Here is a 20,928-nt window from a genome sequence, read left to right on the forward strand (position 1 = left end):
GCCCCAAGCCGAACCTGAACAGCGCGCGACGGGCGAAGCACGGGGTCATTCGGCGGCCCTGTCCTGTCGGCCAATAGCCTTGCAATACCGTGACCAACCACTTTCGCCACCCGCTGCGGTGGCCACGAGGATGTACGATGGACGTCAGCACCTTGAGTTTGGGCGACCCTCTCGATCCGGCCCGCAAGGCCACGGCCGAGATGCTGCGCACCCGCGAGCGCACCTACTCCCTGCCCCAGCCGTTCTACAACGACGAGCGCCTGTTCCAGATCGACATGCAGGAGATCTTCGGCAAGGAATGGCTGATCGCCGGCATGACCTGCGAGATCCCCACCAAGGGCAACTTCATCACCCTGCAGCTGGGTGACAATCCCATCCTGGTGGTCCGCGGTGCCGAGGGCAAGGTCCACGCCTTCCACAACGTCTGCCGTCACCGCGGTTCGCGCCTCTGCGTGAGCGACAAGGGCAAGGTCGCCAAGCTGGTCTGCCCCTACCACCAGTGGACCTACGAGCTGGACGGCCGTCTGCTGTTCGCCGGCACCGAGATGGGCGCCGACTTCAACATGGCCGACTTCAACCTCAAGCCGATCCACGTCAAGACCGCCGGCGGCTACATCTTCATCTCCCTGGCCGACGAACCGCCGGCCATCGACGACTTCCTGCGTACGCTCGAGCACTACATGGAGCCGTACGACATGGAGAACGCCAAGGTCGCGGTACGCACCGACCTGGTCGAGCAGGCCAACTGGAAGCTGGTGCTGGAAAACAACCGCGAGTGCTATCACTGCAGCGGCTCCCACCCCGAGTTGCTGAACACCCTGCTGGAATGGGACGACGTCACCGATCCGCGTGCCTCCCAGGCATTCAAGGATCAGGTCGCCGCCTGCACCACGCGCTGGGACGCCGACAACATCCCCTACGCCCATGCCAGCTTCGGCTTGCGCAACCGCATCGTGCGCATGCCACTGCTCGCCGGCACCGTGTCCATGACCCTGGACGGCAAGCCCGGCTGCCAGAAGCTCATGGGTCGCATCAAGGACCCGGACCTGGGCTCCATGCGCATCCTGCACCTGCCGCACTCCTGGAACCACTGCATGGGCGATCACATGATCGTCTTCACCGTCTGGCCGCTGGGTCCGACCGAGACCGTGGTGACCACCAAGTGGCTGGTGCACAAGGACGCCGTGGAAGGCGTCGACTACGATCCGGTCAACCTGCGCAAGGTCTGGGATGCCACCAACGACCAGGATCGTCGCCTGGCCGAGGAAAACCAGCGTGGTATCAACTCCAAGGCCTACCAGCCGGGTCCCTACTCAAAGACTTACGAATTCGGCGTGATCAACTTCATCGACTGGTACAGCGAGCGGCTGCTCAACAACCTCGGCGAAGAGGCGCCAGCCGCGCATCTACGCCAGGTCGGCGGTGACTGAGGAACGCGAATTCCAAGCCGCCCATGGAGTCGCAAGGGCTCCATGGGCATGCCAATAAACTGTCTTTATGTTAATGCGGTTTTTTGACGCACCCCTTTTTAGCGTCTTTATTTTAAAACATCACATAAAGTTGTGAGCCTGTTCACGTTTTGAATCGTCTTTCACGGGCTCATCATGACTCTTCGCTCGCTGTCCATCGCTACTCGCAATCTGCTGTGTTTTGGCATTCTTGCGACACTCGTCGCTGCCCTCGGCTTGTTCGGTTGGTTTCAGTTGGCGCAAATCCGCCAGTTGGGTCATCAGGTAGAACAGCGCCATATCCCCACGCTCGTCGCCGCCAATGACTTGGGGATGCTGCTGGCCCGAACCCGCATCGAAACCCTGCGTCTGCTGGCCATGCCCGATGCCGAAACCCTGACCAACACCCGCAAGAAGCTGGACGACCTGAGTACCGAGGTCCAGGCCGCCTTCGGGCGCTATCAGCAAGGCGCGCTGTCGCCACAGAGCCGACAGGCACTGGACGATCTGCGCCAGGTGCACCGGGAATACATGCAGGGCGTACGGCAGCTGGCCGACCTGGCCGGTGCCGGCCAGATGGCCGAGGCGCGCCAGGTGGTCCAGCAGAACATGGCGCAACTGGGTCTCCGGATGAACGCCAGCATCGAGACGCTACGCAACGTGGTCCAGCAGGATATCCATACGGCCAGTAACGAGGCCGATACCGCCTATGCGCGCTCCACCACCGTGACCTGGCTGATGATCCTGCTGGCGCTGGCCCTCACCGCCCTGCTCGCCTGGCGGCTGACCCGCAGCATCGCGGGGCCCATCGCCCAGGCCGTTGCGGCGGCGCGTACCATCGCCACCGGCGACCTGACCCAGCCGCTGGACGCTCGCGGGCGCGACGAGGCGGCCCAGCTGCTGCAGGCCATGCAGCAGATGCAGGGCCAGTTGCGCGAGACCCTCGCGCACATCGGCGATTCGGCCACCCAGTTGGCTTCGGCCGCCGAGGAGATGACCGCGGTGACTCAGGAAAGCGCCCACGGCCTGCGCCAGCAGAACAACGAGATCGAAATGGCCGCCACGGCCGTCACCGAGATGAGCCAGGCGGTCGAAGAGGTCGCCGGCAATGCCGGCTCGACCTCTACCGCGTCGCGCCAGGCCGCCCAGACCGCGGCCCAGGGCCAGCGCCAGCTGGGCGAGACCCTCGGCGCCATCGAAGCCCTCACCGAGCAGGTCCTCGGCGCCAGCGCCCAGGCTCGTGAGCTGGAAAGCCAGACCCGCGATATCAGCCAGGTGCTGGACGTGATCCGCGCGGTGGCCGAGCAGACCAATCTGCTGGCGCTCAACGCCGCCATCGAGGCCGCCCGGGCCGGTGAGGCGGGCCGCGGCTTTGCCGTGGTGGCCGACGAGGTACGGGCCCTGGCCAAGCGTACCGGGGACTCGACCAGCGAGATCGAGAAGATGATCGGCAATATCCAGCAGGGCACTGGCCAGACCGTCGATGCGCTGCTGAGCAGTGCCGATCAGGCACGACTGACCCGGGAACAGGCCCAGGCGGCCAATGCCGGCCTCGCTGCCATCGCGGATGCGGTATCCGGCATCGACGAACGCAACCTGCTGATCGCCAGCGCCGCCGAGCAGCAGGCCCAGGTGGCCCGCGAGGTGGATCGCAATCTGGTACGCATCCGCGATCTATCGGTGCAGACCGCCGCCGGTGCCGAGCAGACCCGGGGCGCCAGCCAGCAACTGGCGGATCTGGCAGCGACCTTGAGTGGTCAGGTACGCCGCTTCCAGTTCTGAGCGAGTATCAGCCCCTAGGCTAGAAGCCGTCGGGTCGTCAACAGTCAGCTTTAAGACGAATGACCATAAAGTCGCGGCGCCTCTAGCCGTTAAAGGAGACCTCACTCTTCACCGGGGCTGCCGCCGTGACCTTTCGTTCCTTCTCCCTAGCCATTCGCAGTGTGTTGTGTTTCGGCCTGCTGGCCATCCTCGTCGCCAGTCTGGGCCTGTTCGGCCTGCTGCAACTGTCGCAGATCCGGGCCCAGGGCCAGGTGATCGAGACCAACAACGTGCCCAGCATCGTCGAAGCCGACAACCTTGCCCTGCAACTGGCCCGCACCCGGGTCGAGGTACTGCGCCTACTGGCCATTCCGGACGCCGCTACCGTCGCCAACACGCGCAAGAAGATCGACAGCATCAATGCCGACATCGGCGCCGCTTTCGGTCGCTATGACAAGCTCGTCAGCAGCGACCGCGAGCGCCAGGCCTTCGAGGCCCTGCGCCAGATCCATGGCGACTATGTCCGCTACACCGCGCAACTCGCCGACCTCATCGGGGCCGGCAAGGTCGACGAGGCCCGCAGCCTGATCCAGACCAGCATGGCCCAGCTCGGCGTGCAGATGAACGAGCGCACCGAAGCCCTGCGCAAGATCAACCAGGAAGACATCAAAGCCGCCTCCCAGCACTCCGGCGACACCTATGCCCAGGCCACCTCCATCACCTGGATGGTCATCGCCCTGGCCCTGGGTCTGACCGTGCTGCTGGCCTGGCGCCTGACCCTGAGCATGACCCGGCCCATCGCCGAGGCCGTGGCCGCCGCCCGGACCATCGCCAGCGGCGATCTGACCCAGACCCTGGATACCCGCGGTCACGACGAAGCCGCCCAGCTGCTGCAGGCCATGCAGCAGATGCAGACCAATCTGCGCGACACGCTGGGGCACCTGGGCCATTCCGCTACCCAGCTGGCCTCCGCCGCCGAGGAAATGACCGCGGTCATGCAGGAGAGCGCCAACGGCCTGCAACAGCAGAACAGCGAGATTGAGATGGCGGCCACCGCGGTCACCGAGATGAGCCAGGCGGTGGACGAAGTGGCCGGCAATGCCACCTCCACCTCGTCCGAATCGCGCCAGGCCGCCGATACCGCGCGCCAGGGCCAGCGGCAGCTGGGCGATACCCTGGGCGCAATCGAGGTGCTCACCGAAAACGTGCTGGGTGCCAGCGAACAGGCCCGCCAGCTGGCTGAACAGACCCGCAACATCAGCCAGGTGCTGGACGTGATCCGCTCGGTCGCCGAACAGACCAACCTGCTGGCGCTCAACGCCGCCATCGAAGCCGCGCGTGCCGGTGATGCCGGTCGCGGCTTCGCCGTGGTCGCCGACGAGGTGCGCGCCCTGGCCCATCGCACCGGTGAATCCACCCGCGAGATCGAAGGCATGATCGGCAGCATCCAGCAGGGCACCGGCCAAACCGTCGATGCGCTGCTGACCAGCGCCGACCAGGCGCGCCAGACCCGCGAGCAGGCGCAGTCGGCCAACGCCGCCCTGGCCGCCATCGCCCAGTCGGTATCGGGCATCGACGAGCGCAACCTGGTGATCGCCAGCGCCGCCGAAGAGCAGGCCCAGGTGGCCCGCGAAGTGGATCGCAACCTGGTGCGCATCCGCGATCTGTCGGTGCAGACCGCCGCCGGTGCCGAACAGACCCGCGCCGCCAGCCAGCAGCTCTCCGAACTGGCGGTGGAGCTCAACGGCCAGATCCGCCGCTTCCGCGTGTGACCTGTCCGGCAGGGACACCCCTACCGGATCCCATCGCGGTGGCAAAACCGGGAGGCGACCGCTACGCTGGCGCCTTCGCCCACCGCGCCTCTCTCGCATGAGCTATCGCTACGTCATCTTCGACTTCGACGGCACCCTGGCGGACAGCCTGCCCTTTCTGTTGAGCTGCCTGGGCGAGCTGGCGCGAACCCATGGCTTTCGGCAGCCGGCTGCCGACGAGTGGCCCCGGCTGCGCGCCGCCTCCCTGACCGGCCTGCTCGACAGCCTGGGCATCCCGCTGTGGCAGGTACCGCGCATCGCCCGCCACTATCGCCGCCTGCTGGTCCAGCGCGGCGACCAGGTGGCGCCCTTCGCCGAGATTCCCGCCACCCTCGACCGGCTCCAGGCCAACGGCCTGGCGCTGGGTCTGGCGACCTCCAATTCCGCCGCGGCCGTCCACCAGGTACTGCCCCAGGCCGGACGGTTGTTCCCTGATGGCGAATTCGATATCCCCCTGCTGGGCAAGGCCCGGCGCCTGACACGGTTGCTCCGCCGCCAGGGCATCGCACCGGCCGAGGCGCTCTATGTCGGTGACGAGCTGCGCGATCTCCAGGCTGCGCACCGCGCCGGGCTGGATTGCGCGGCCGTGGCCTGGGGCTATGGCTGCCCGGTGACGCTGCGTGCGCAGCAGCCCGATCTCTTCTTCGAACACCCGGTCGAGCTGTTGCGGCTGCGGCCCTCCCCCTGCTGAAGGAATGTCCATGAAGTCTCTGTTGCTGGTCGCTGGTCTTTGTCTGAGTGGTGTGCTGCACGCCGCCGAGCTGCAGGTGCGGGTGGAGACGGTCGATGCCTCGGGAGGCCAGTTGCTGCTGGCGGTATTCGATAGCGAAGAGGCCTGGAAGGCGCACAAGACGCCGGTGGCCCAGGCGCATCTCGCTGCACAGGCAGGTGCCCAGGAACAGCGCTTCGACCTGCCGCCCGGACGCTACGCCGTGTCGGTCATCCACGACAGCAACAGCAACAGCCAGCTGGATACCAATTTCATCGGCATGCCCACCGAACAATACGGCTACAGCAACAATCCGCCGTTGCGCATGCGCATGGCCACCTTCGAAGAATGTGCCTTCACCCTACCGGCTGCCGGTCTGCGCCAACAGGTGACGCTGCGCTAGGACGCAGGCTTAATGCACAGGCTTCCAAACAGAAAATCAACAGAGTTATCCACATGGCTTTTAGCGGCGATCGCTGAACTCCGAGCTGAACAGGCGTGGATAACTCCTTGGGCTGGCGAAAGAAATCCCTTGACTCGGGCATATCTCGAAAAACTGGTCATTATTTGATCGATCCTCTGGAGACCGCGCCAGCTCTGGTCTCTGGCACTGGACAAACAACCTATCCACAGCCCTATGCAACGCTATTGTGGGTTGTGGAAAACGCCTGAAACAGTATTGATCATTTTTTGTACGATCCTCTGCAGGCCTTGCCAGCCCTGGCGTACAGATCAGGTCCCACATCTTTTCCACAGGCACGCACACAGCAGATGTGGGCAAACCCGCCAGGAGAAAAGTCTTCTGGGGTCATGCATAGCCTGAGCGGAATTGGTTATTTATTGAGCAATTTTCCTTGGACAGTTGCCCCAACGGTTGCTGACAACTTGCCCAGGGCTTATCCACAGCCTTTACCTGTCAAGCAATGACGGCACGACAGGCAATCGTCCGCAGCCTGACCGGTTGAATCTGACCGTCGCCAATTCGATCAACAAGGTCAGTATCCCCGCAGCCCTTCTGGCACGCGGCTTTGCGCCGGTAGCGAACAGACTGCCCACAACCTTATGCACAGTTTGCAAAGCATTCAGACATAAAAAAGACCGCTTTAGGCGGTCTTTTCAAGCACTGGCAAGTGCTCAGCGCGCGGTGCGTACGCTGTCCGACAGCTGCTTGCAGAGGCCGAGCACGCCATCGATGGCAGCGCCCGAGGATTCGGCCTTGGCGATCTGGTCGACGAATGCCGAACCCACCACCACGCCATCGGCGATCCGGGCGATCACCCGGGCCTGCTCCGGGGTACGGATGCCGAAGCCGACGGCTAGCGGCAGGTCGGTGAAACGACGCAGGCGCGCCACGGCGGCCTCGACGTGCTCGGTGGTGGCCGAGCCGGCACCGGTCACGCCCGCGACGGATACGTAATAGACGAAGCCGGAGCTGGTGTTGAGTACGCGCGGCAGGCGGGCGTCATCGGTGGTCGGGGTGGTCAGACGGATGAAGTCGATACCGGCGGCCTGGGCCGGCAGCGCCAGCTCGGCGTCGTGCTCGGGCGGCAGGTCGACCACGATCAGGCCATCCACGCCCGCTTCGGCGGCTTCCACCAGGAAGCGCTCCACGCCATAGCGATGGATGGGGTTGTAGTAGCCCATCAGCACCAGTGGAGTCTCCCCTTCCCCACGACGGAAGTCACGCACCATCTCCAGGGTCTTGGCCAGATTCTGGCCACCCTGCAGGGCACGGAGGGCAGCGGCCTGGATGGCTGGACCGTCGGCCATGGGATCGGTGAAGGGCATGCCCAGTTCGATGACGTCGGCGCCGGCCGCCGGCAGGCCCTTGAGGATGGCCAGGGCGGTGGCATAGTCCGGATCGCCCGCGGTGGTGTAGGTGACCAGGGCCGCGCGGCCCTCGGCCTTCAGCGCGGCGAAGCGGGTTTCCAGACGGCTCATAGCTTGTCTCCCAGGTGACTCATCACGGTCTGCATGTCCTTGTCGCCGCGGCCCGAGAGGCAGATCACCATGAGGTGGTCCTTGGGCAAGTGCGGCGCGCGCTTGTAGGCCTCGGCCAGGGCGTGGGCGGATTCCAGGGCCGGGATGATGCCTTCCAGACGGCAGGTCTGGTGGAAGGCGGTGAGCGCCTCGTCATCGTTGATCGGTACGTATTCCACCCGCTGCACATCATGCAGGTGGGCGTGCTCCGGGCCGATGCCGGGATAGTCCAGACCGGCAGAAATGGAGTGGGCGTCGATGATCTGGCCGTCGTCGTCCTGCAAGAGGAAGGTGCGGTTGCCGTGCAGTACCCCGGGCACTCCGCCATTGAGGCTGGAGGCGTGCTTGTCGGTGTTCACGCCGTGACCACCGGCCTCGACGCCGACGATGGCGACGTCGGTGTCATCGAGAAATTCGTGGAACAGGCCCATGGCATTGGAGCCACCGCCGACGCAGGCGATCAGGCTGTCGGGCAGGCGCCCTTCCTTTTCCAGGATCTGCGCGCGGGTCTCGCGACCGATCACCGCCTGGAAGTCGCGGACCATGGCCGGATAGGGGTGCGGACCGGCCACGGTGCCGATCAGGTAGAAGGTGTCGGCGACGTTGGTCACCCAGTCGCGCAGGGCCTCGTTCATGGCGTCCTTGAGGGTACCGGTACCGGCGGTGACCGGAATCACCTCGGCGCCCAGCAGCTTCATGCGGAAGACGTTGGCCTGCTGGCGATCGATGTCGGTGGTGCCCATGTAGATGACGCAGGGCAGGCCGAAGCGCGCGGCCACGGTGGCGGTAGCCACGCCGTGCATGCCGGCGCCGGTCTCGGCGATGATGCGGGTCTTGCCCATGCGCTTGGCCAGCAGGATCTGGCCGATGCAGTTGTTGATCTTGTGCGCGCCGGTGTGGTTCAGCTCTTCGCGCTTGAGATAAATCTTGGCACCACCGAAATGCTCAGTCAGGCGCTCGGCGAAGTACAGCGGATTGGGCCGGCCGATGTAGTCGCGCTGAAAATAGGCCAGCTGCTCGAGAAACGCCGGATCTTCCATGGCGGTCTCGTATTCGCGCTGCAGATCGAGGATCAGCGGCATCAGGGTTTCGGCGACATAGCGGCCACCGAACTGGCCGAACATGCCTTGAGCGTCGGGGCCCTGGCGATAGGCGGTCTGGGTCATGGGATTCTCCTGCGAAGATGGATCTACCTTACCTGCTTGAGTGCCAGTGATAAATCGATAAGATCGCGATGACCCGTCAGGAAATCTCACAGATGAGCGAACCCCGCGACCTGCCTCCCCTGAATGCCCTACGTGCCTTTGAAGCCACCGCTCGTCTGGGCGGTATGAGTCGCGCCGGAGATGAACTGCATGTGACCCACGGCGCCGTGAGTCGCCAGATTCGTGCACTGGAGGAACAGCTCGGGGTGGCGCTGTTTCGCCGTGAAGGGCGGGGGCTGGCGTTGACCGAGGCCGGGCTGCGCCTGCGCGAGGTGAGCGGTGAGGTTTTCGAACGATTACGCGAGGTGTGCGCTGAACTCAAGGCTGGCAGTCGCCAGGGACCCTTCGTGCTGGGCTGCCCGGGCAGCCTGGTGGCCCGCTGGTTCATTCCGCGACTGGATCGCCTCAATCGCGATCTGCCGGAGCTGCGCCTGCACCTTTCGACCCGTACCGACGACACCCCGCTGGCCGCTGCCGGCCTGGACGCCAGCCTGTTGTTCACCGAGACGGCGCCGCCCCAGGACGTAATGCCCTATCACCTGGCGCCCGAGCGGATCGGGCCCGTGCTGAGTCCCTACTGCCCGGCCTATCTGCGGCTCAGGGACGGTGAGCTGCAGGCCTTGCTGGCGGAGCGACTGCTGCACACCCTGTCGCGGCCCCAGGCCTGGCCACAGTGGTTCGCCATTCAGGGCCTGGCGGCACCGGTGCTGGAGTACGGGCAGGGCTTCGAGCACCTCTATTACCTGCTGGAGGCGGCGCTGTCGGGATTGGGAGTGGCGATCGCACCGGAACCACTGGTAGCGGCGGATTTGAAGGCGGGCAGGCTGGTCGCGCCCTGGGGCTTCGCGACGACCGGTGCGGAGCTGGCGCTATGGGCGCCGGGTCGGCTGGCGGATGAGCGGGTGGAGCGGTTGGCGGCTTGGCTCAGACAGGAGCTGGCCGAGCGCTAGCGCCCAAGGCATCCCGTGGGATGCCTCGAACTGCCACGATCAGTGGTCGCCGCGCAGCAGCGCCCAGCCGACCAGAACGGTCACGCCAGCGGCGATGCCGACGGTGGCCCAGGGATGTTCGCGCGCCACGCCACTGGCGGCACGGCCGTACTGACGGGTCAGGCGACGCACGTCGTCATAGACTTCTTCCAGCGAATCGCCCGAATGATGCAGGGCTTCGCGAGCGGTGCTCTTGAAGGAATTCAGGCTGCTGCGGGATTCGCGCGCCGCGTTCTTCTTCAGCGATGCCAGCGAGTCGAGCAGGCTGTTGATTTCGTTCTCGATGCTGGCGATGGACGCCTGGTAGTCGGTATTACGGGCCATGACAACCTCCTGAGATGGACGGATTCAGGAAATGTGACTACCGAGCCGTTGGAAAGTGCTGCATAGCCGTATCCGAGAGCCTGGGCAGTGAACTTATCGGGACCTTTCGCAGCCTCAAATGGCAGAGGCACCCTTCCCGGCGAGTCGACCGCGACACCGGTCAACGCGTTGCCGGCTATCCGCTGCAGCGCCCGTCATTGCTGACCCAGGAGATTTTCATGTCCGATCATCACACCTACAAGAAGCTGGAAATCGTTGGCTCTTCCACCACCAGTGTCGAGGACGCCATCAATAATGCCCTCGCCGAGACTTCCAAGTCGGTGAAGAACCTGGAATGGTTCGAAGTGGGTGAAATCCGCGGTCATATCCAGGACGCCAAGGTGGCGCACTATCAGGTCACCCTGAAGATCGGCTTCCGTATCGAAGCCAGCTGAGCAGCTATTCAAGACCTCCCTCCCCTCGCAAAAGGACAGGCAAGATGCGTAGAGTCGTGATTACCCTCGGTTTTTTGGCCCTGAGCAGCGGAGCTTTCGCCGCTGGCACTTCGTGCGACACGGTCAAGGCCGATATCGATGCCAAGCTGCAGGCCAAGCAGGTAGCGCACTACAGTCTTGAGGTGGTGGATAAGGGCAGCGCCAGCGCCTCCGCCAAGGTGGTGGGTAACTGCGAAGGCGGTAGCAAGGAAATCGTCTACCAGCGTCGCTAGGTCTCCGGCTGCCGGGTGCTGCCCAAGGTAGTGCCGGCCGCTGCCGATGCAACGCCCGCCACCGAGAGGTGGCGGGCGTTGTCGCATCTAAAGGTCCGTAGCAGGTCCGAAGAATTCGTGACGGATCTGCTTTTCCGGCACCCCCAGCTCCAGCAGATCCCGTCGCACCTGGGCCATGAAGGGCTGCGGGCCGAGAAGGTAGGCGTCCAGGTCGCGATCCTTGGGCAACCAGCGCTGCAGGCGCGTCCGGTCCAATCGCGAGGCATAGGCCTCCTCCGCCACCGGCTCGCTGTAGCAGAAGTACAGCTGCAATTGCGGATGATGGGCGGCCTGCTCTTCGAGCCAGTGTCCGAAGGCCTGCACCCCGACATGGCGGGTGCAGTGGATCAGCTGGATCGGCCGGCCGCTGGGCAGGGCCGCCGATACCATGGGCAACAGCGGCGTGATGCCGACGCCGCCAGCGATCAGCAGCAGCGGCTTGGTCGATTCCTGCAGGACGAATTCGCCGGCTGGCGCGAAGACCTGCAACACGCCGCCTTCATGGGCATCGGTGTGCAGGTAACGCGAAACCACCCCACCTGGCTGATGCTTGACGCTGATGCGATAGCCCTGGCCATCGCTGGCTGCCGAAATCGAATAATTGCGTCGGTATTCGACTCCGTCCAGGGTCAGGCTCAGACCCAGGTACTGGCCGGGCTGGGCGATGCTGGTCGGCAGGCCGTCCACCGGCTCCAGGTAGAAGGAGCTGATCTCTTCGCTTTCCGGTTCGATCCGCGCGATGCGGAACGGGCGTCCACCGCGCCAGCCTCCAGGCGCCTCGGCCTGGGCCGCATAGCGCTGTTCCTCGGCACCGATCAGCAGGTTGGCCAGCTGACCATAGGCGGCAGCCCAGGCATCGATCACCGCATCGGTGGCGACCTCGGCCCCTAGCACCTCGCGAATGCTCTGCAGCAAGGCGATACCCACCAGTGGATAATGATCCGGCTGGACCTGCAGGGAGACGTGCTTGTTGACGATCTGCTCCACCAGCGGCCCCAGGGTATCCAGGCGATCGATGTAGCGGGCGTACATCAGCACCGCCCGGGCCAGCGCTCGCGCCTGGGCACCACTGGCCTGGTGGGCGCCATTGAACAGCGGGCGGATCTCGGGATTGTCGCCCAGCAACTTGGCGTAGAAATGCCGGGTGAGGGCCTCACCCCCGGTTTCCAGCAGGGGGACGGTAGCCGTGATGATGGCTTTTTGGTCGGATGACAGCATGGCAAGGATCTCCAAACAGGACTGCCCTGTCCCTATCACGAGTCGTGCCAGCCTAAAACTTGCCCTGGATCAGGCTTTTAGCCAGTGCGCAGGTCATAATGACCAGGTCCCTATGACTCGCCGAGGTCAAATTGACCCGCCCCACTCTGCTCGATGTGATGGTACCGCTGGTGGCGGATCTGGCCCGCGACCTGCCCGATCAACAACGCTACGCCAGTCTGCTCGATGCCCTGCGCCAGGTCCTGCCCTTCGATGCGGTGGCCCTGCTGCGCCTGGATGGCGAGGTGCTGGTGCCCCTGGCGGTGCGCGGGCTGGCAGCCGACACCCTGGGACGCCGCTTCAAGGTCGGTGAGCACCCGCGCCTGGCCCTGCTGCTGGCGAGTCGCGCGCCCACTCGCTTCGCCCTCGATTGCGACCTGCCCGATCCCTACGATGGCCTGGTGGAAGGCGTGCAGGGGCATCTGGAGGTCCATGACTGCCTGGGCTGTCCGCTCTATGTGCAGGACCAGCTCTGGGGCCTGCTGACCCTGGATTCGCTGCAGGCGCAGAATGCCCGACCCGAGGATCTCACCACCCTCGCCGCCTTCGCCGGCCTGGCCGCCGCCACCGTGGCCGCCGCCGAGCGCATTGGTCAGCTCTCCGCCCGCATCGTCAGCGAGCACGAATTGACCGTGGCCTATCAGCAATCGGTGGGGCACCAGCGGCCTCGCGAACTCATCGGCCAGAGTCCGGCCAGCCTGCGGCTGCGCCAGGAGATCGACACCGTGGCGGCCAGCGATCTGACGGTGCTGATCACCGGTGAGACCGGAGTCGGCAAGGAACTGGTGGCCGAAGCCGTGCATGCCCGCTCCCTGCGCCAGCAGCGGCCGCTGATCAGTCTCAACTGCGCGGCGCTGCCCGAGGCGCTGGTGGAAAGCGAACTCTTCGGCCATGTGCGCGGCGCCTTTTCCGGTGCCGTCAGCGAACGCCGCGGGCGCTTCGAACTGGCCGATGGCGGCACCCTGTTTCTCGACGAGGTCGGCGAATTGCCGCTGACGGTGCAGGCCAAGCTCCTGCGGGTGCTGCAGAGCGGCCAACTGCAGCGGCTGGGCTCGGATCGCGATCTCAAGGTGGACGTGCGCATCATCGCCGCCACCAACCGCGACCTGGCCGACTGCGTGCGCGCCGGACGCTTTCGCGCCGATCTCTACCACCGCCTGAGCGTCTATCCGCTGGCGGTACCGGCCCTGCGCGAGCGTGGCCGGGATGTCCTGCTGCTGGCCGGTTTCTACCTGGAGCAGAATCGCGCCCGCCTGGGCCTGCGCGGCCTCCGGCTGACACCCGCGGCGCAGCGCACCCTGCTGGCCTACGCCTGGCCGGGCAACGTGCGCGAACTGTCGCACCTCATCAGCCGGGCGGCGCTCAAGGCCCATGCCGGCAGCGAGGAACGCGGCGGCATCCTGACCCTGGACAGCGAGCAGCTCGGCCTGCCGCTGGGCACCACGGCGCTGCCCGACGAGGATCTCGTCCTGCCCGCCACCTCCCTGCGCGAAGCCACGGAGGCCTTCCAGCGCCAGACCATCACCCTGGCCCTGGAACAGCATGGCCAGAACTGGACCCTGGCCGCCGCCGCCCTCGACCTGGACCGCGCCAATCTCGCCCGCCTGGCGCGGCGGCTGGGGCTCAAGTGAAGCGTCCGGCCTAGCGCCTAGAAGCGGAAACGCGCCACCAGACCGGTAAAGGTGCCCACCACCTGGGACAGCTCCTGGCTGGCCTGGCGGGTCTGCTGGGCGACCGTCGCCGTCTGCGTCGACAACTGCTGGATGTTGGTCAGATTACGATCCACCTCCCGCGCCACCTGGGCCTGCTCTTCCGCGGCGCTGGCGATGACCAGATTGCGCTCGTTGATGCCGCCCACCGTCTGGGTGATGTGCGCCAGGGCCTGATCGGCGGCGTGCGCGGCGGCCTGGGTCGCCTGGGCCAGACTCTGGCTGTCGCCCATGGCGCGAACCGACTGCACGGCGCTCTCTTGCACGCCGCCGATCATCCGCTCGATCTCGCCGGTGGAGGCCTGGGTGCGCGCAGCCAGGGCGCGGACCTCGTCGGCCACCACGGCGAAGCCCCGTCCCTGATCGCCGGCCCGAGCGGCTTCGATGGCGGCGTTCAGCGCCAGCAGATTGGTCTGTTCGGCGATGCCGCGGATGACATCCACCACACTGCCGATGCTGCGCACCCGCTCGGCCAATTGCTCCACCGTGACACTGGAGGTGCCCAGCGCCTGGCTCAGACTCGCGATGGTGGCGACCGCCTCCTGCACCTGGGTGCGCCCGCTGTTCGCCTCCTGGCTGGCGTTGCGCGAGGCCGCGGAGGTGGACACCGCATTGCGCGCCACCTCCTCCACGGCGGTGGTCATCTCGGTCACCGCGGTGGCCGCCTGCTGGATCTCATCATGCTGCCGGGTGAGGCCGCGAGCGCTCGCGTCGGTGACGGTATCCAGGCCTGCGGCGGCCCTGGCCAGCCGGCTGGCGGCGTCACCGATCTCCTGCAGGGTACCCCTGAGCTGCCCCTGCATGCGTTCCAGCGCCTGCAGCAACTGGCCCGGTTCGTCCCGTCGGGTGCTGTGGATCACGCCGTTCAGATCCCCGGCGGCAATGCGCTGGGCACTGGCCACCGCGATGCTCAGGGGCCTGGTGATGGAGCGGGTGATCAGCAACCCCAAGCCGATCGCCACGATGAAGGCGACGAGGATGCCACCATAGAGCTTGGCCTTGATGCCTTCGGCAGTGGCCGCGGCCTGCTCGGCACCCGCCCCGATCTGCTCATCCTTGAGGGCGCTCAGGGCGTCGAAGGTGGCCATCACCTGCAAATAGCGGGGAAAGACTTCCTGACGCAGGAGATCAGGCAGCGGCGCCATGTCGCCGCTTTCCAGTGCCTTGAGTACCCGGGTCGCACTGTCCTGATAGGCTGACCATTGCCCTTCGAGCGGCGTCCCCAGCGCCCGCTCCTCCGCCCGCAGCGGTAGCGCGCGATAGTGGGCGAAGGCGCGCTCGCTGGCCTGGCGGTCCGCCTCCAGCCAGGTGCGCATCTGCGCGATCTCCACGGCGGGCGCACGCCCCATGGTCATCGACAGCACCACATAGAGATCACGGTTGTGAGAAATGGCCGCGGCCTTGGCCTCGGCGACCTTGGCCACCGATACCAGGTCCTGGGCGAAGACCTGCTGCAGACCGCTGGAGAGTCGGGCAACGCCCAGGCTGCCCAGGCCGCCGATGATCAGGGTGATGAGCGCGCAGCTGAAAAAGGCGATTTGCAGTTTCAGCCCCAGTCGCAGATGGGAAAACCTTTCCATGGACGAGCCTCGCGGCCGCACGAGCGGCAAGCTTTGTTGTTGTTTGTCCGGCTATTTAGTTAACACCATTAATTAGTGACCGAATTCGCCGGGGAGCTCAAGGCAGCTCGCCGCCAAAACGTCTACGTCTATCGGCTGGTCAGGGAAGGGAACGACGGTGGCCAGAACGGCTAGGGAGGGCATGGAGCAGCGTCCGACACCACGGGGATGCCGGACGAGGGAAAGGATCAGAGCGCTTGCTGTACCGCCGGCAAGCCGGGTTGGCCGGCGCGGGTGGTGACGCCCTGCAGCCAGGGCTCCAGCACCTGGGGATGGGCCTTGAGCCAGGCCTTGGCGGCGGCCTCGTAGCTGCCGCCCTTGTCCCGTGCGGCGCTCATGACGGCGTTTTCCATGTCCAGGGTGAATTTCATGTTGGTCAGCAACCGGGCCGGATTGGGGCACTGCTCGGCGTAGCCATTGCGTGTCAGGGTGTTCACCGTGCCGGCGGTACCGAAATACTTGTCGCCCCCGGTCAGGTACTTGATCGGGTAGTCGACATTCATGGGGTGCGGCGTCCAGCCGAGAAAGACCACCCACTTGTCACGCTTCACCGCGCGCCCGACCTGGGACAGCATGGCCTGCTCGCTGGATTCCACCAGCTGCCAGCCGCCCAGGCCGAATTCGTTGTCCTGGATAATCTTCTGCAGCGACTGGTTGGCCGGCGCGCCGGCCCCGATACCGTAGATCTTCTTGCCGAACTGGTCGGCATGCTTGGCCAGATCGGCGAAGCTCTTCACCCCGCCCTCCCAGACATAGGTGGGTACGGCCAGGGTGAATTCGGTACCGACCAGGTTCTGCGCCAGCTCGGTCACCTGGCCGGTCTTCACGAACTGGTCATAGTGCGCCTGCTGCGCCGGCATCCAGTTGCCGAGGAAGGCGTCCACCTGCCCGTTGCGCATGCCACCGTAGATGATCGGCACCGCCAGGGTCTCGACCTTGCTGGTGTAGCCCAGCGCGCCCAGGACCGCGCCGGTGAGGGCGTTGGTGGCGGCGATGTCGCTCCAGCCCGGATCGGCCAGGCGAACCGTTCCACAGGCCTGATCCTCGGCCTGGGCCGACAGGCTGACCAGGGCCAGCGTGAACGTAGCGATGATTCCGTGTTTCATGGCCGTGCTCCAGTTAGCGGTTCAGGGTTGAGGGTAGCGGGCGCGACGCTCCAGGTCGTCGAGATCGATGTGATTGCGCATGTATTGCTGGCTGGCATCGACGAAGGGCTGATGATCCCAGCTGGTCCGCTCGCCCTGCTCCAGGGCCGCCGCGACGAAGCGCCGCCGCCGCTGGCTGGCCAGCACCTCGCCATGCAGGCGCGCCAGGTCCCAGCGCTGGCGGACCTCGGCCTGGAAGCTGGCGAGCAGCTCGGCATAGTCGGGGCTGGCGGCCAGGTTTTCGCGTTCCAGCGGATCGTTCTGCAGATCGAACAGCAGTGGCGGGTCCAGCTCGCAGTGGATGTACTTGTAGGGGCCGCGGCGGATCATCAGCAGCGGGCTGACGGTGCCCTCGGCCAGGTATTCGCCGATGACCTCGTCATGCCCTGCCCGGCCTTCCAGGTGCGGTAATAGCGAACGACCATCCAGCGGCAACTCCGCTGGCAGCCTGCCGCCGGCCAGCTCGACGAAGGTCGGCAGCAGGTCCATGGTCGACACCGAGGCCTGCACCCGCGCCGGGGCGAAGCGCCCGGGCGCATGGATCAGCAGCGGTACCCGGGCGGCCATCTCGAACCAGTGCATCTTGTACCAGAGTCCGCGCTCGCCGAGCATGTCGCCGTGGTCGCCGGAAAAGACGATCACCGTGTCATCGGCCAGGCCGCACTCCTCCAGCGTCTTGAGCAGGTGGCCGACCTGGGCGTCGACATAGCTGCAGGCACCGTAGTAGGCCTGGCGGGCGTCACGGATCTTGGCCTCGGGCAGCGGCTTGTCCCAGAGGTCGATCACCTTGAGCAGGCGCTGGCTGTGGGGGTCCTGCTCGGCCTGGGGAATGGTGCCTTCCGGCAGGGGGATGTCGACGTCGTCGTACAGGTCCCAGAATTCGCGGGGAATGGTGTAGGGATCGTGGGGGTGGGTCAGGGACACGGTCAGGCAGAACGGCTGGTCATCGCCGCGACGCACGTGATCGTAGAGATACTGACGCGCCTTGAAGACCACCTCTTCGTCGAAATCCAGCTGGTTGGTGCGCACGCAGGGCCCGGCCTGCAGCACCGAGGACATGTTGTGGTACCAGCTCGGGCGCACGTCCGCCGCGTCCCAGTTCACCGCCCAGCCATAGTCGGCGGGATAGATGTCGCTGGTCAGGCGCTCCTCGTAGCCGTGCAGCTGATCCGGTCCGCAGAAGTGCATCTTGCCCGACAGCGCCGTGCGATAGCCGAGGCGGCGCAGGTGGTGGGCGTAGGTAGGGATGTCGGCGGCGAAATCGGCGGCGTTGTCGTAGCCGCCGATCTTCGACGGCAGCTGGCCGCTCACCAGCGTGAAGCGCGAGGGCGCGCACAGCGGGCTGTTGCAGTAGGCGGAGTCGAACACCACGGCGCGCTCGGCCAGGCGTTGCAAATTCGGCAGCTTGATCGGCGAGGCGGCGTCGTACAGCGGTAGGATGGGCGCCGCCATCTGGTCGGCCATGAGAAAGAGGATGTTCATCGGCTTGGACAAGAGGGCCTCCGCTTCGAATCAGGGTTGCTTATGGATAACCCATCATCCGACGCCAGGAAAATCACGTGAAGGGCATAGAAGATGATGTTTCGGATAAGCTGGGCTTATGCCTGACCCTCACAGGGATTTCACCTTGGACGCCACTACGCCTGCCGACCGCCCTGCCCTGGCGCTGGCGCTGGACAGCCTGCGCACCTTCGAGGTGGTGGCGCGCCGCCTGAGCTTTACCGCGGCGGCCAGCGAACTGGGCACCACCCAGCCGGCCATCAGCCAGCAGATCAAGCGCCTGGAAGCCCAGTTGCAGGTGCGGCTGTTCGATCGGGTCCATCGCGGCATCCTGCTCACCGAAGCCGGACGGCTGTTGCAGGAATACGTCGAGGCCGGCCTCGCCACCCTGGACGAAGGGGTACGCCTGGTCACCGCCCGGCCTGCCCATGAAGTCCTGCAGGTGGCCACCGACTTCGCCTTCGCCGCCTATTGGCTGCTGCCGCGCCTGCCGCGCTTCCATGCCCGCCATCCGGAGCTGGACGTCAGCCTGGTCACCAGCGATCGAGTGCCGCTGCCCGGCCCGGAGATCGACATCACCCTGGGCTTCGGCGACGGCCGCTTCAAGCATGGCGAGGCCTGGCCGCTGTTTCGCGAGGAAGTCTTTCCGGTGTGCAGTCCGCGGCTGCTCCAGGGCCGGCAACCGCCGCTGCCCGCCACGGAGCTGGGGCGCTGGCCGCTGCTGCACCTCAAGGCGGCGCCCAACAGTCGCTGGTACGACTGGAAGACCCTGTTGCCGGCGCTGGACCTGGCGCCCCTGACCGCGGCACCGTCCAGCGCGGTGCTGAGCTTCGACAACTACACCCTGGTGATTCAGGCGGCCATTGCCGGGCAGGGCCTGGCGATCGGCTGGCGCCACCTGGTGGACGACCTGCTGCAGCAGGAGCTGCTCTGTCGTCCCTTCGCCGGACTGGCCACCTCGCGCTACGGCTATTACGCCATCCTGCCCGAGCGCAAGCGGCGCCAGCGGCTGGTGCAGCGCTTTCTCGACTGGCTGCTGGAAGAGCTGGAGATGCCACGCGAGTCCCTGGCCGGCGCACGGCTGGCGACCTGAGCCGAACTCAGCGCTCGTAGACTTCCAGTGGCAGATCGTCCGGATCGGCGAAAAAGGTGAATCTCCTGCCGGTCAGCTCGTCGGTACGGATCGGCTCGGTGACCACGCCATGGCCGTGCAGGTGGGCGACGGTGGCGTCCAGGTCGGCCACGGCGAAAGCCAGGTGGCGCAGGCCCTGGGCCTCCGGGCGCGACGGCCTGGGCGGGGCATCGGGAAAGGAGAACAGCTCCAGCTGGGCATGCGTGCCCACTGCCAGATCCAGCTTCCAGGAGCGCCGGGCCTCGCGATAGGTCTCGGCGATCACCGGCAACCCGAGGATCTCGGTATAGAAGTGCCGGGAGCGTTCGTAGTCGGCGCAGATCAGCGCCACATGGTGCAGACGGTCGAAGTGGGTCATCAGGGTACCGCGACGAATTTGAGGTCGGACGGAGCACCGACGTCCAGGCTCTGCAGTTCATCGCCGAGCTTGCCGCTGTCGGGATCCCGGGCGAAGACCTTGAGCTGGTTGGATTTCTGGTTGGCCACCAGCAGGTACCGCCCGGACGGATCGATGGCGAACTCCCGCGGCGACAGGCCGTTGACCGGATGGCGCTCGACAAAGGTCAGGGTACCGTCGGGATTGACCGCGAACACGGCAAGCTGGTTGTCCGTGCCACGGCTGGCGACATAGAGGAAACGTCCGTCGCCGGACAGGTGCAGGGCCCCGGCATCCCGCTCGCCGGTGAATTCCTGGGGCGTCAGGCTGTAGCTCTGCAACTGCCGCAGCATGCCGTCCTGGTGGGCGAAGGCCATCACCTGGCCGGCCAGCTCCAGGGTCAGGTAGGCGTAGCGGCCATCGGCGCTGAACACCAGGTGGCGCGGCCCGCTGCCTTCCGGCACCGGCACGAAGGGCGTCTCGGCGGCCACCAGCGGTCGCTCCGGCTGCTGCGGCAGATAGCGATAGACGAATACCTTGTCGGCGCCCAGATCCGGGGCGAAGACGAAGCGGCCGTCCGGAGTGGTCACCGCCGCGTGCACATGGCTGGACTGCTGGCGCGGGTGCTGTTCGCTGGGCTGGTGGAATTCGATCTGCGCCACCGGACTGAGCACGCCGCCGTCCTGGATCGGCAGCACCGCCAGCGAGCCCTCCGGCAGGCTGGAGTAGTTGGCCACGAACAGGAACTTGCCGTCGGTGCTGAGGCTGGAATGGGTCGGCTCGTCGCCCAGGCTCTTGACCTGGCTGATCTGCTGCAGGCGGCCATTGCCCGGTTCGAAACGATAGGAGGTGACCCGGCCGATGCTGTCGCCACTCGAACCGCGGCCGTTCTCGTTGACGGCGAACAGGGTGCGGCCATCGCGGGACAGGGTCAGGAACGACGGATTGGAGGCCTTGACGATCCGTAGCGGGCCATCGATCTGGCCATTACGACTGTTGAAGCGGTAGACATACAGTCCCTGGCTGCTGCCCGCGGTGTAACTGCCCACCAGCAGATTGAACAGACCGGGTTCGGCGCGGGCTGGGGCGTTATGCCCCACGAGCAGGGCGAACAGGGCCAGCGGCAGCAGACGGGGCAGAGCTCTCATGGGAAATCCTTGGCGAGCGATGGGCGTTGAGACCGATACGAAGCGGCCCGGTTTCCCTACCGTCTGAAGG

Annotated in this window: 20 protein-coding genes; 10 read left to right on the forward strand and 10 right to left on the reverse strand. The window is 65.9% G+C overall.

Annotated features, from left to right (window positions below):
* Positions 1–137: 137 nt before the first annotated feature.
* On the forward strand, positions 138–1,430 hold the full coding sequence (gene gbcA, locus AX284_RS07085; protein ID WP_017641523.1) for a glycine-betaine demethylase subunit GbcA: 1,293 nt from the start codon (positions 138–140) through the stop codon (positions 1,428–1,430).
* Between the two features lie 120 nt (positions 1,431–1,550).
* On the opposite strand, the gene AX284_RS12080 is transcribed toward gbcA, so the two are convergent.
* Positions 1,551–1,748, reverse strand: coding sequence for a hypothetical protein (locus AX284_RS12080; RefSeq protein ID WP_017641522.1), 198 nt, complete (start codon positions 1,746–1,748; stop codon positions 1,551–1,553).
* Here AX284_RS12080 and AX284_RS07090 point away from each other — a divergent pair.
* From AX284_RS07090 to AX284_RS07105, 4 genes are all read left to right on the forward strand, one after another.
* Positions 1,656–3,230, forward strand: coding sequence for a methyl-accepting chemotaxis protein (locus AX284_RS07090; RefSeq protein ID WP_231356102.1), 1,575 nt, complete (start codon positions 1,656–1,658; stop codon positions 3,228–3,230). The genes AX284_RS12080 and AX284_RS07090 overlap by 93 nt on opposite strands.
* Positions 3,231–3,355: 125 nt before the next feature.
* Positions 3,356–4,981: a methyl-accepting chemotaxis protein gene (locus AX284_RS07095; RefSeq protein WP_064307117.1), complete on the forward strand. Its 1,626-nt coding sequence runs from the start codon at positions 3,356–3,358 to the stop codon at positions 4,979–4,981.
* A 97-nt stretch (positions 4,982–5,078) separates the two neighbouring features.
* The gene (locus AX284_RS07100; protein WP_064307116.1) at positions 5,079–5,711 is read left to right on the forward strand and encodes an HAD hydrolase-like protein; all 633 of its coding nucleotides are present in this window, start codon (positions 5,079–5,081) and stop codon (positions 5,709–5,711) included.
* Between the two features lie 10 nt (positions 5,712–5,721).
* Complete coding sequence (locus AX284_RS07105) at positions 5,722–6,132, forward strand: DUF2141 domain-containing protein (RefSeq protein ID WP_064307115.1); 411 nt, start codon at positions 5,722–5,724, stop codon at positions 6,130–6,132.
* A gap of 731 nt (positions 6,133–6,863) precedes the next feature.
* Here AX284_RS07105 and trpA read toward each other — a convergent pair.
* Together trpA and trpB are read right to left on the reverse strand one after the other, a co-directional pair.
* Positions 6,864–7,670, reverse strand: a complete 807-nt coding sequence (trpA, locus tag AX284_RS07110) for a tryptophan synthase subunit alpha (RefSeq protein ID WP_064307114.1) — start codon at positions 7,668–7,670, stop codon at positions 6,864–6,866.
* Positions 7,667–8,875, reverse strand: a complete 1,209-nt coding sequence (trpB, locus tag AX284_RS07115) for a tryptophan synthase subunit beta (protein WP_064307113.1) — start codon at positions 8,873–8,875, stop codon at positions 7,667–7,669. Before trpB ends, trpA begins: the two co-directional genes overlap by 4 nt.
* A gap of 92 nt (positions 8,876–8,967) precedes the next feature.
* Between trpB and AX284_RS07120 the strand changes: the two genes are divergently transcribed.
* On the forward strand, positions 8,968–9,864 hold the full coding sequence (locus AX284_RS07120; RefSeq protein WP_068384363.1) for a LysR family transcriptional regulator: 897 nt from the start codon (positions 8,968–8,970) through the stop codon (positions 9,862–9,864).
* A 39-nt stretch (positions 9,865–9,903) separates the two neighbouring features.
* On the opposite strand, the gene AX284_RS07125 is transcribed toward AX284_RS07120, so the two are convergent.
* Positions 9,904–10,227, reverse strand: coding sequence for a DUF883 family protein (locus AX284_RS07125; protein WP_007160170.1), 324 nt, complete (start codon positions 10,225–10,227; stop codon positions 9,904–9,906).
* A 218-nt stretch (positions 10,228–10,445) separates the two neighbouring features.
* Here AX284_RS07125 and AX284_RS07130 point away from each other — a divergent pair, with 218 nt between their 5' ends.
* Positions 10,446–10,661 carry a dodecin gene (locus AX284_RS07130; RefSeq protein ID WP_017641514.1) on the forward strand — a complete coding sequence of 72 codons (216 nt, stop codon included), beginning with the start codon at positions 10,446–10,448 and terminating at the stop codon, positions 10,659–10,661.
* A gap of 44 nt (positions 10,662–10,705) precedes the next feature.
* A complete protein-coding gene (locus AX284_RS07135) occupies positions 10,706–10,933 on the forward strand; it encodes a DUF1161 domain-containing protein (RefSeq protein WP_068384365.1) in 228 nt (75 codons plus the stop codon).
* An 87-nt stretch (positions 10,934–11,020) separates the two neighbouring features.
* Here the strand turns inward: AX284_RS07135 and hmpA are convergent, their stop codons facing one another.
* Positions 11,021–12,190, reverse strand: a complete 1,170-nt coding sequence (hmpA, locus tag AX284_RS07140) for an NO-inducible flavohemoprotein (RefSeq protein ID WP_068384367.1) — start codon at positions 12,188–12,190, stop codon at positions 11,021–11,023.
* A gap of 131 nt (positions 12,191–12,321) precedes the next feature.
* Between hmpA and norR the strand changes: the two genes are divergently transcribed.
* Entirely contained in the window at positions 12,322–13,860 is a 1,539-nt protein-coding gene (norR, locus tag AX284_RS07145) for a nitric oxide reductase transcriptional regulator NorR (protein ID WP_068384369.1), read from the forward strand.
* A gap of 17 nt (positions 13,861–13,877) precedes the next feature.
* Here the strand turns inward: norR and AX284_RS07150 are convergent, their stop codons facing one another.
* From AX284_RS07150 to betC, 3 genes are all read right to left on the reverse strand, one after another.
* The gene (locus tag AX284_RS07150) at positions 13,878–15,518 is read right to left on the reverse strand and encodes a methyl-accepting chemotaxis protein (RefSeq protein WP_068384371.1); all 1,641 of its coding nucleotides are present in this window, start codon (positions 15,516–15,518) and stop codon (positions 13,878–13,880) included.
* 227 nt (positions 15,519–15,745) lie between these two features.
* Positions 15,746–16,663, reverse strand: a complete 918-nt coding sequence (choX, locus tag AX284_RS07155) for a choline ABC transporter substrate-binding protein (protein WP_068384373.1) — start codon at positions 16,661–16,663, stop codon at positions 15,746–15,748.
* Positions 16,664–16,684: 21 nt separating this feature from the next.
* Entirely contained in the window at positions 16,685–18,184 is a 1,500-nt protein-coding gene (betC, locus tag AX284_RS07160; protein ID WP_068384736.1) for a choline-sulfatase, read from the reverse strand.
* Between the two features lie 118 nt (positions 18,185–18,302).
* On the opposite strand from betC, the gene AX284_RS07165 reads away from it, so the two are divergent.
* Positions 18,303–19,295: a choline sulfate utilization transcriptional regulator gene (locus tag AX284_RS07165; protein WP_153015327.1), complete on the forward strand. Its 993-nt coding sequence runs from the start codon at positions 18,303–18,305 to the stop codon at positions 19,293–19,295.
* Positions 19,296–19,302: 7 nt separating this feature from the next.
* On the opposite strand, the gene gloA2 is transcribed toward AX284_RS07165, so the two are convergent.
* Together gloA2 and AX284_RS07175 are read right to left on the reverse strand one after the other, a co-directional pair.
* Positions 19,303–19,692 carry an SMU1112c/YaeR family gloxylase I-like metalloprotein gene (gene gloA2, locus AX284_RS07170; protein WP_068384375.1) on the reverse strand — a complete coding sequence of 130 codons (390 nt, stop codon included), beginning with the start codon at positions 19,690–19,692 and terminating at the stop codon, positions 19,303–19,305.
* The gene (locus tag AX284_RS07175) at positions 19,692–20,858 is read right to left on the reverse strand and encodes a lactonase family protein (RefSeq protein ID WP_064307107.1); all 1,167 of its coding nucleotides are present in this window, start codon (positions 20,856–20,858) and stop codon (positions 19,692–19,694) included. The genes gloA2 and AX284_RS07175 overlap by 1 nt, the downstream gene beginning before the upstream one ends.
* Between the last annotated feature and the right edge of the window lie 70 nt (positions 20,859–20,928).

It is taken from the genome of Pseudomonas sp. HUK17, assembly GCF_001566765.1.

Excerpts from the sequence above, each read along its gene's own strand:
- gbcA (WP_017641523.1), top strand. The coding sequence starts at position 138 with ATGGACGTCAGCACCTTGAGTTTGGGCGACCCTCTCGATCCGGCCCGC.
- AX284_RS12080 (WP_017641522.1), bottom strand. The coding sequence starts at position 1,748 with ATGGCGCTGTTCTACCTGATGACCCAACTGGCGGATTTGCGCCAACTG.
- AX284_RS07100 (WP_064307116.1), top strand. The coding sequence starts at position 5,079 with ATGAGCTATCGCTACGTCATCTTCGACTTCGACGGCACCCTGGCGGAC.
- AX284_RS07105 (WP_064307115.1), top strand. The coding sequence starts at position 5,722 with ATGAAGTCTCTGTTGCTGGTCGCTGGTCTTTGTCTGAGTGGTGTGCTG.
- trpA (WP_064307114.1), bottom strand. The coding sequence starts at position 7,670 with ATGAGCCGTCTGGAAACCCGCTTCGCCGCGCTGAAGGCCGAGGGCCGC.
- trpB (WP_064307113.1), bottom strand. The coding sequence starts at position 8,875 with ATGACCCAGACCGCCTATCGCCAGGGCCCCGACGCTCAAGGCATGTTC.
- AX284_RS07120 (WP_068384363.1), top strand. The coding sequence starts at position 8,968 with ATGAGCGAACCCCGCGACCTGCCTCCCCTGAATGCCCTACGTGCCTTT.
- AX284_RS07125 (WP_007160170.1), bottom strand. The coding sequence starts at position 10,227 with ATGGCCCGTAATACCGACTACCAGGCGTCCATCGCCAGCATCGAGAAC.
- AX284_RS07130 (WP_017641514.1), top strand. The coding sequence starts at position 10,446 with ATGTCCGATCATCACACCTACAAGAAGCTGGAAATCGTTGGCTCTTCC.
- AX284_RS07135 (WP_068384365.1), top strand. The coding sequence starts at position 10,706 with ATGCGTAGAGTCGTGATTACCCTCGGTTTTTTGGCCCTGAGCAGCGGA.
- hmpA (WP_068384367.1), bottom strand. The coding sequence starts at position 12,190 with ATGCTGTCATCCGACCAAAAAGCCATCATCACGGCTACCGTCCCCCTG.
- AX284_RS07150 (WP_068384371.1), bottom strand. The coding sequence starts at position 15,518 with ATGGAAAGGTTTTCCCATCTGCGACTGGGGCTGAAACTGCAAATCGCC.
- choX (WP_068384373.1), bottom strand. The coding sequence starts at position 16,663 with ATGAAACACGGAATCATCGCTACGTTCACGCTGGCCCTGGTCAGCCTG.
- betC (WP_068384736.1), bottom strand. The coding sequence starts at position 18,184 with ATGAACATCCTCTTTCTCATGGCCGACCAGATGGCGGCGCCCATCCTA.
- AX284_RS07165 (WP_153015327.1), top strand. The coding sequence starts at position 18,303 with ATGCCTGACCCTCACAGGGATTTCACCTTGGACGCCACTACGCCTGCC.
- gloA2 (WP_068384375.1), bottom strand. The coding sequence starts at position 19,692 with ATGACCCACTTCGACCGTCTGCACCATGTGGCGCTGATCTGCGCCGAC.
- AX284_RS07175 (WP_064307107.1), bottom strand. The coding sequence starts at position 20,858 with ATGAGAGCTCTGCCCCGTCTGCTGCCGCTGGCCCTGTTCGCCCTGCTC.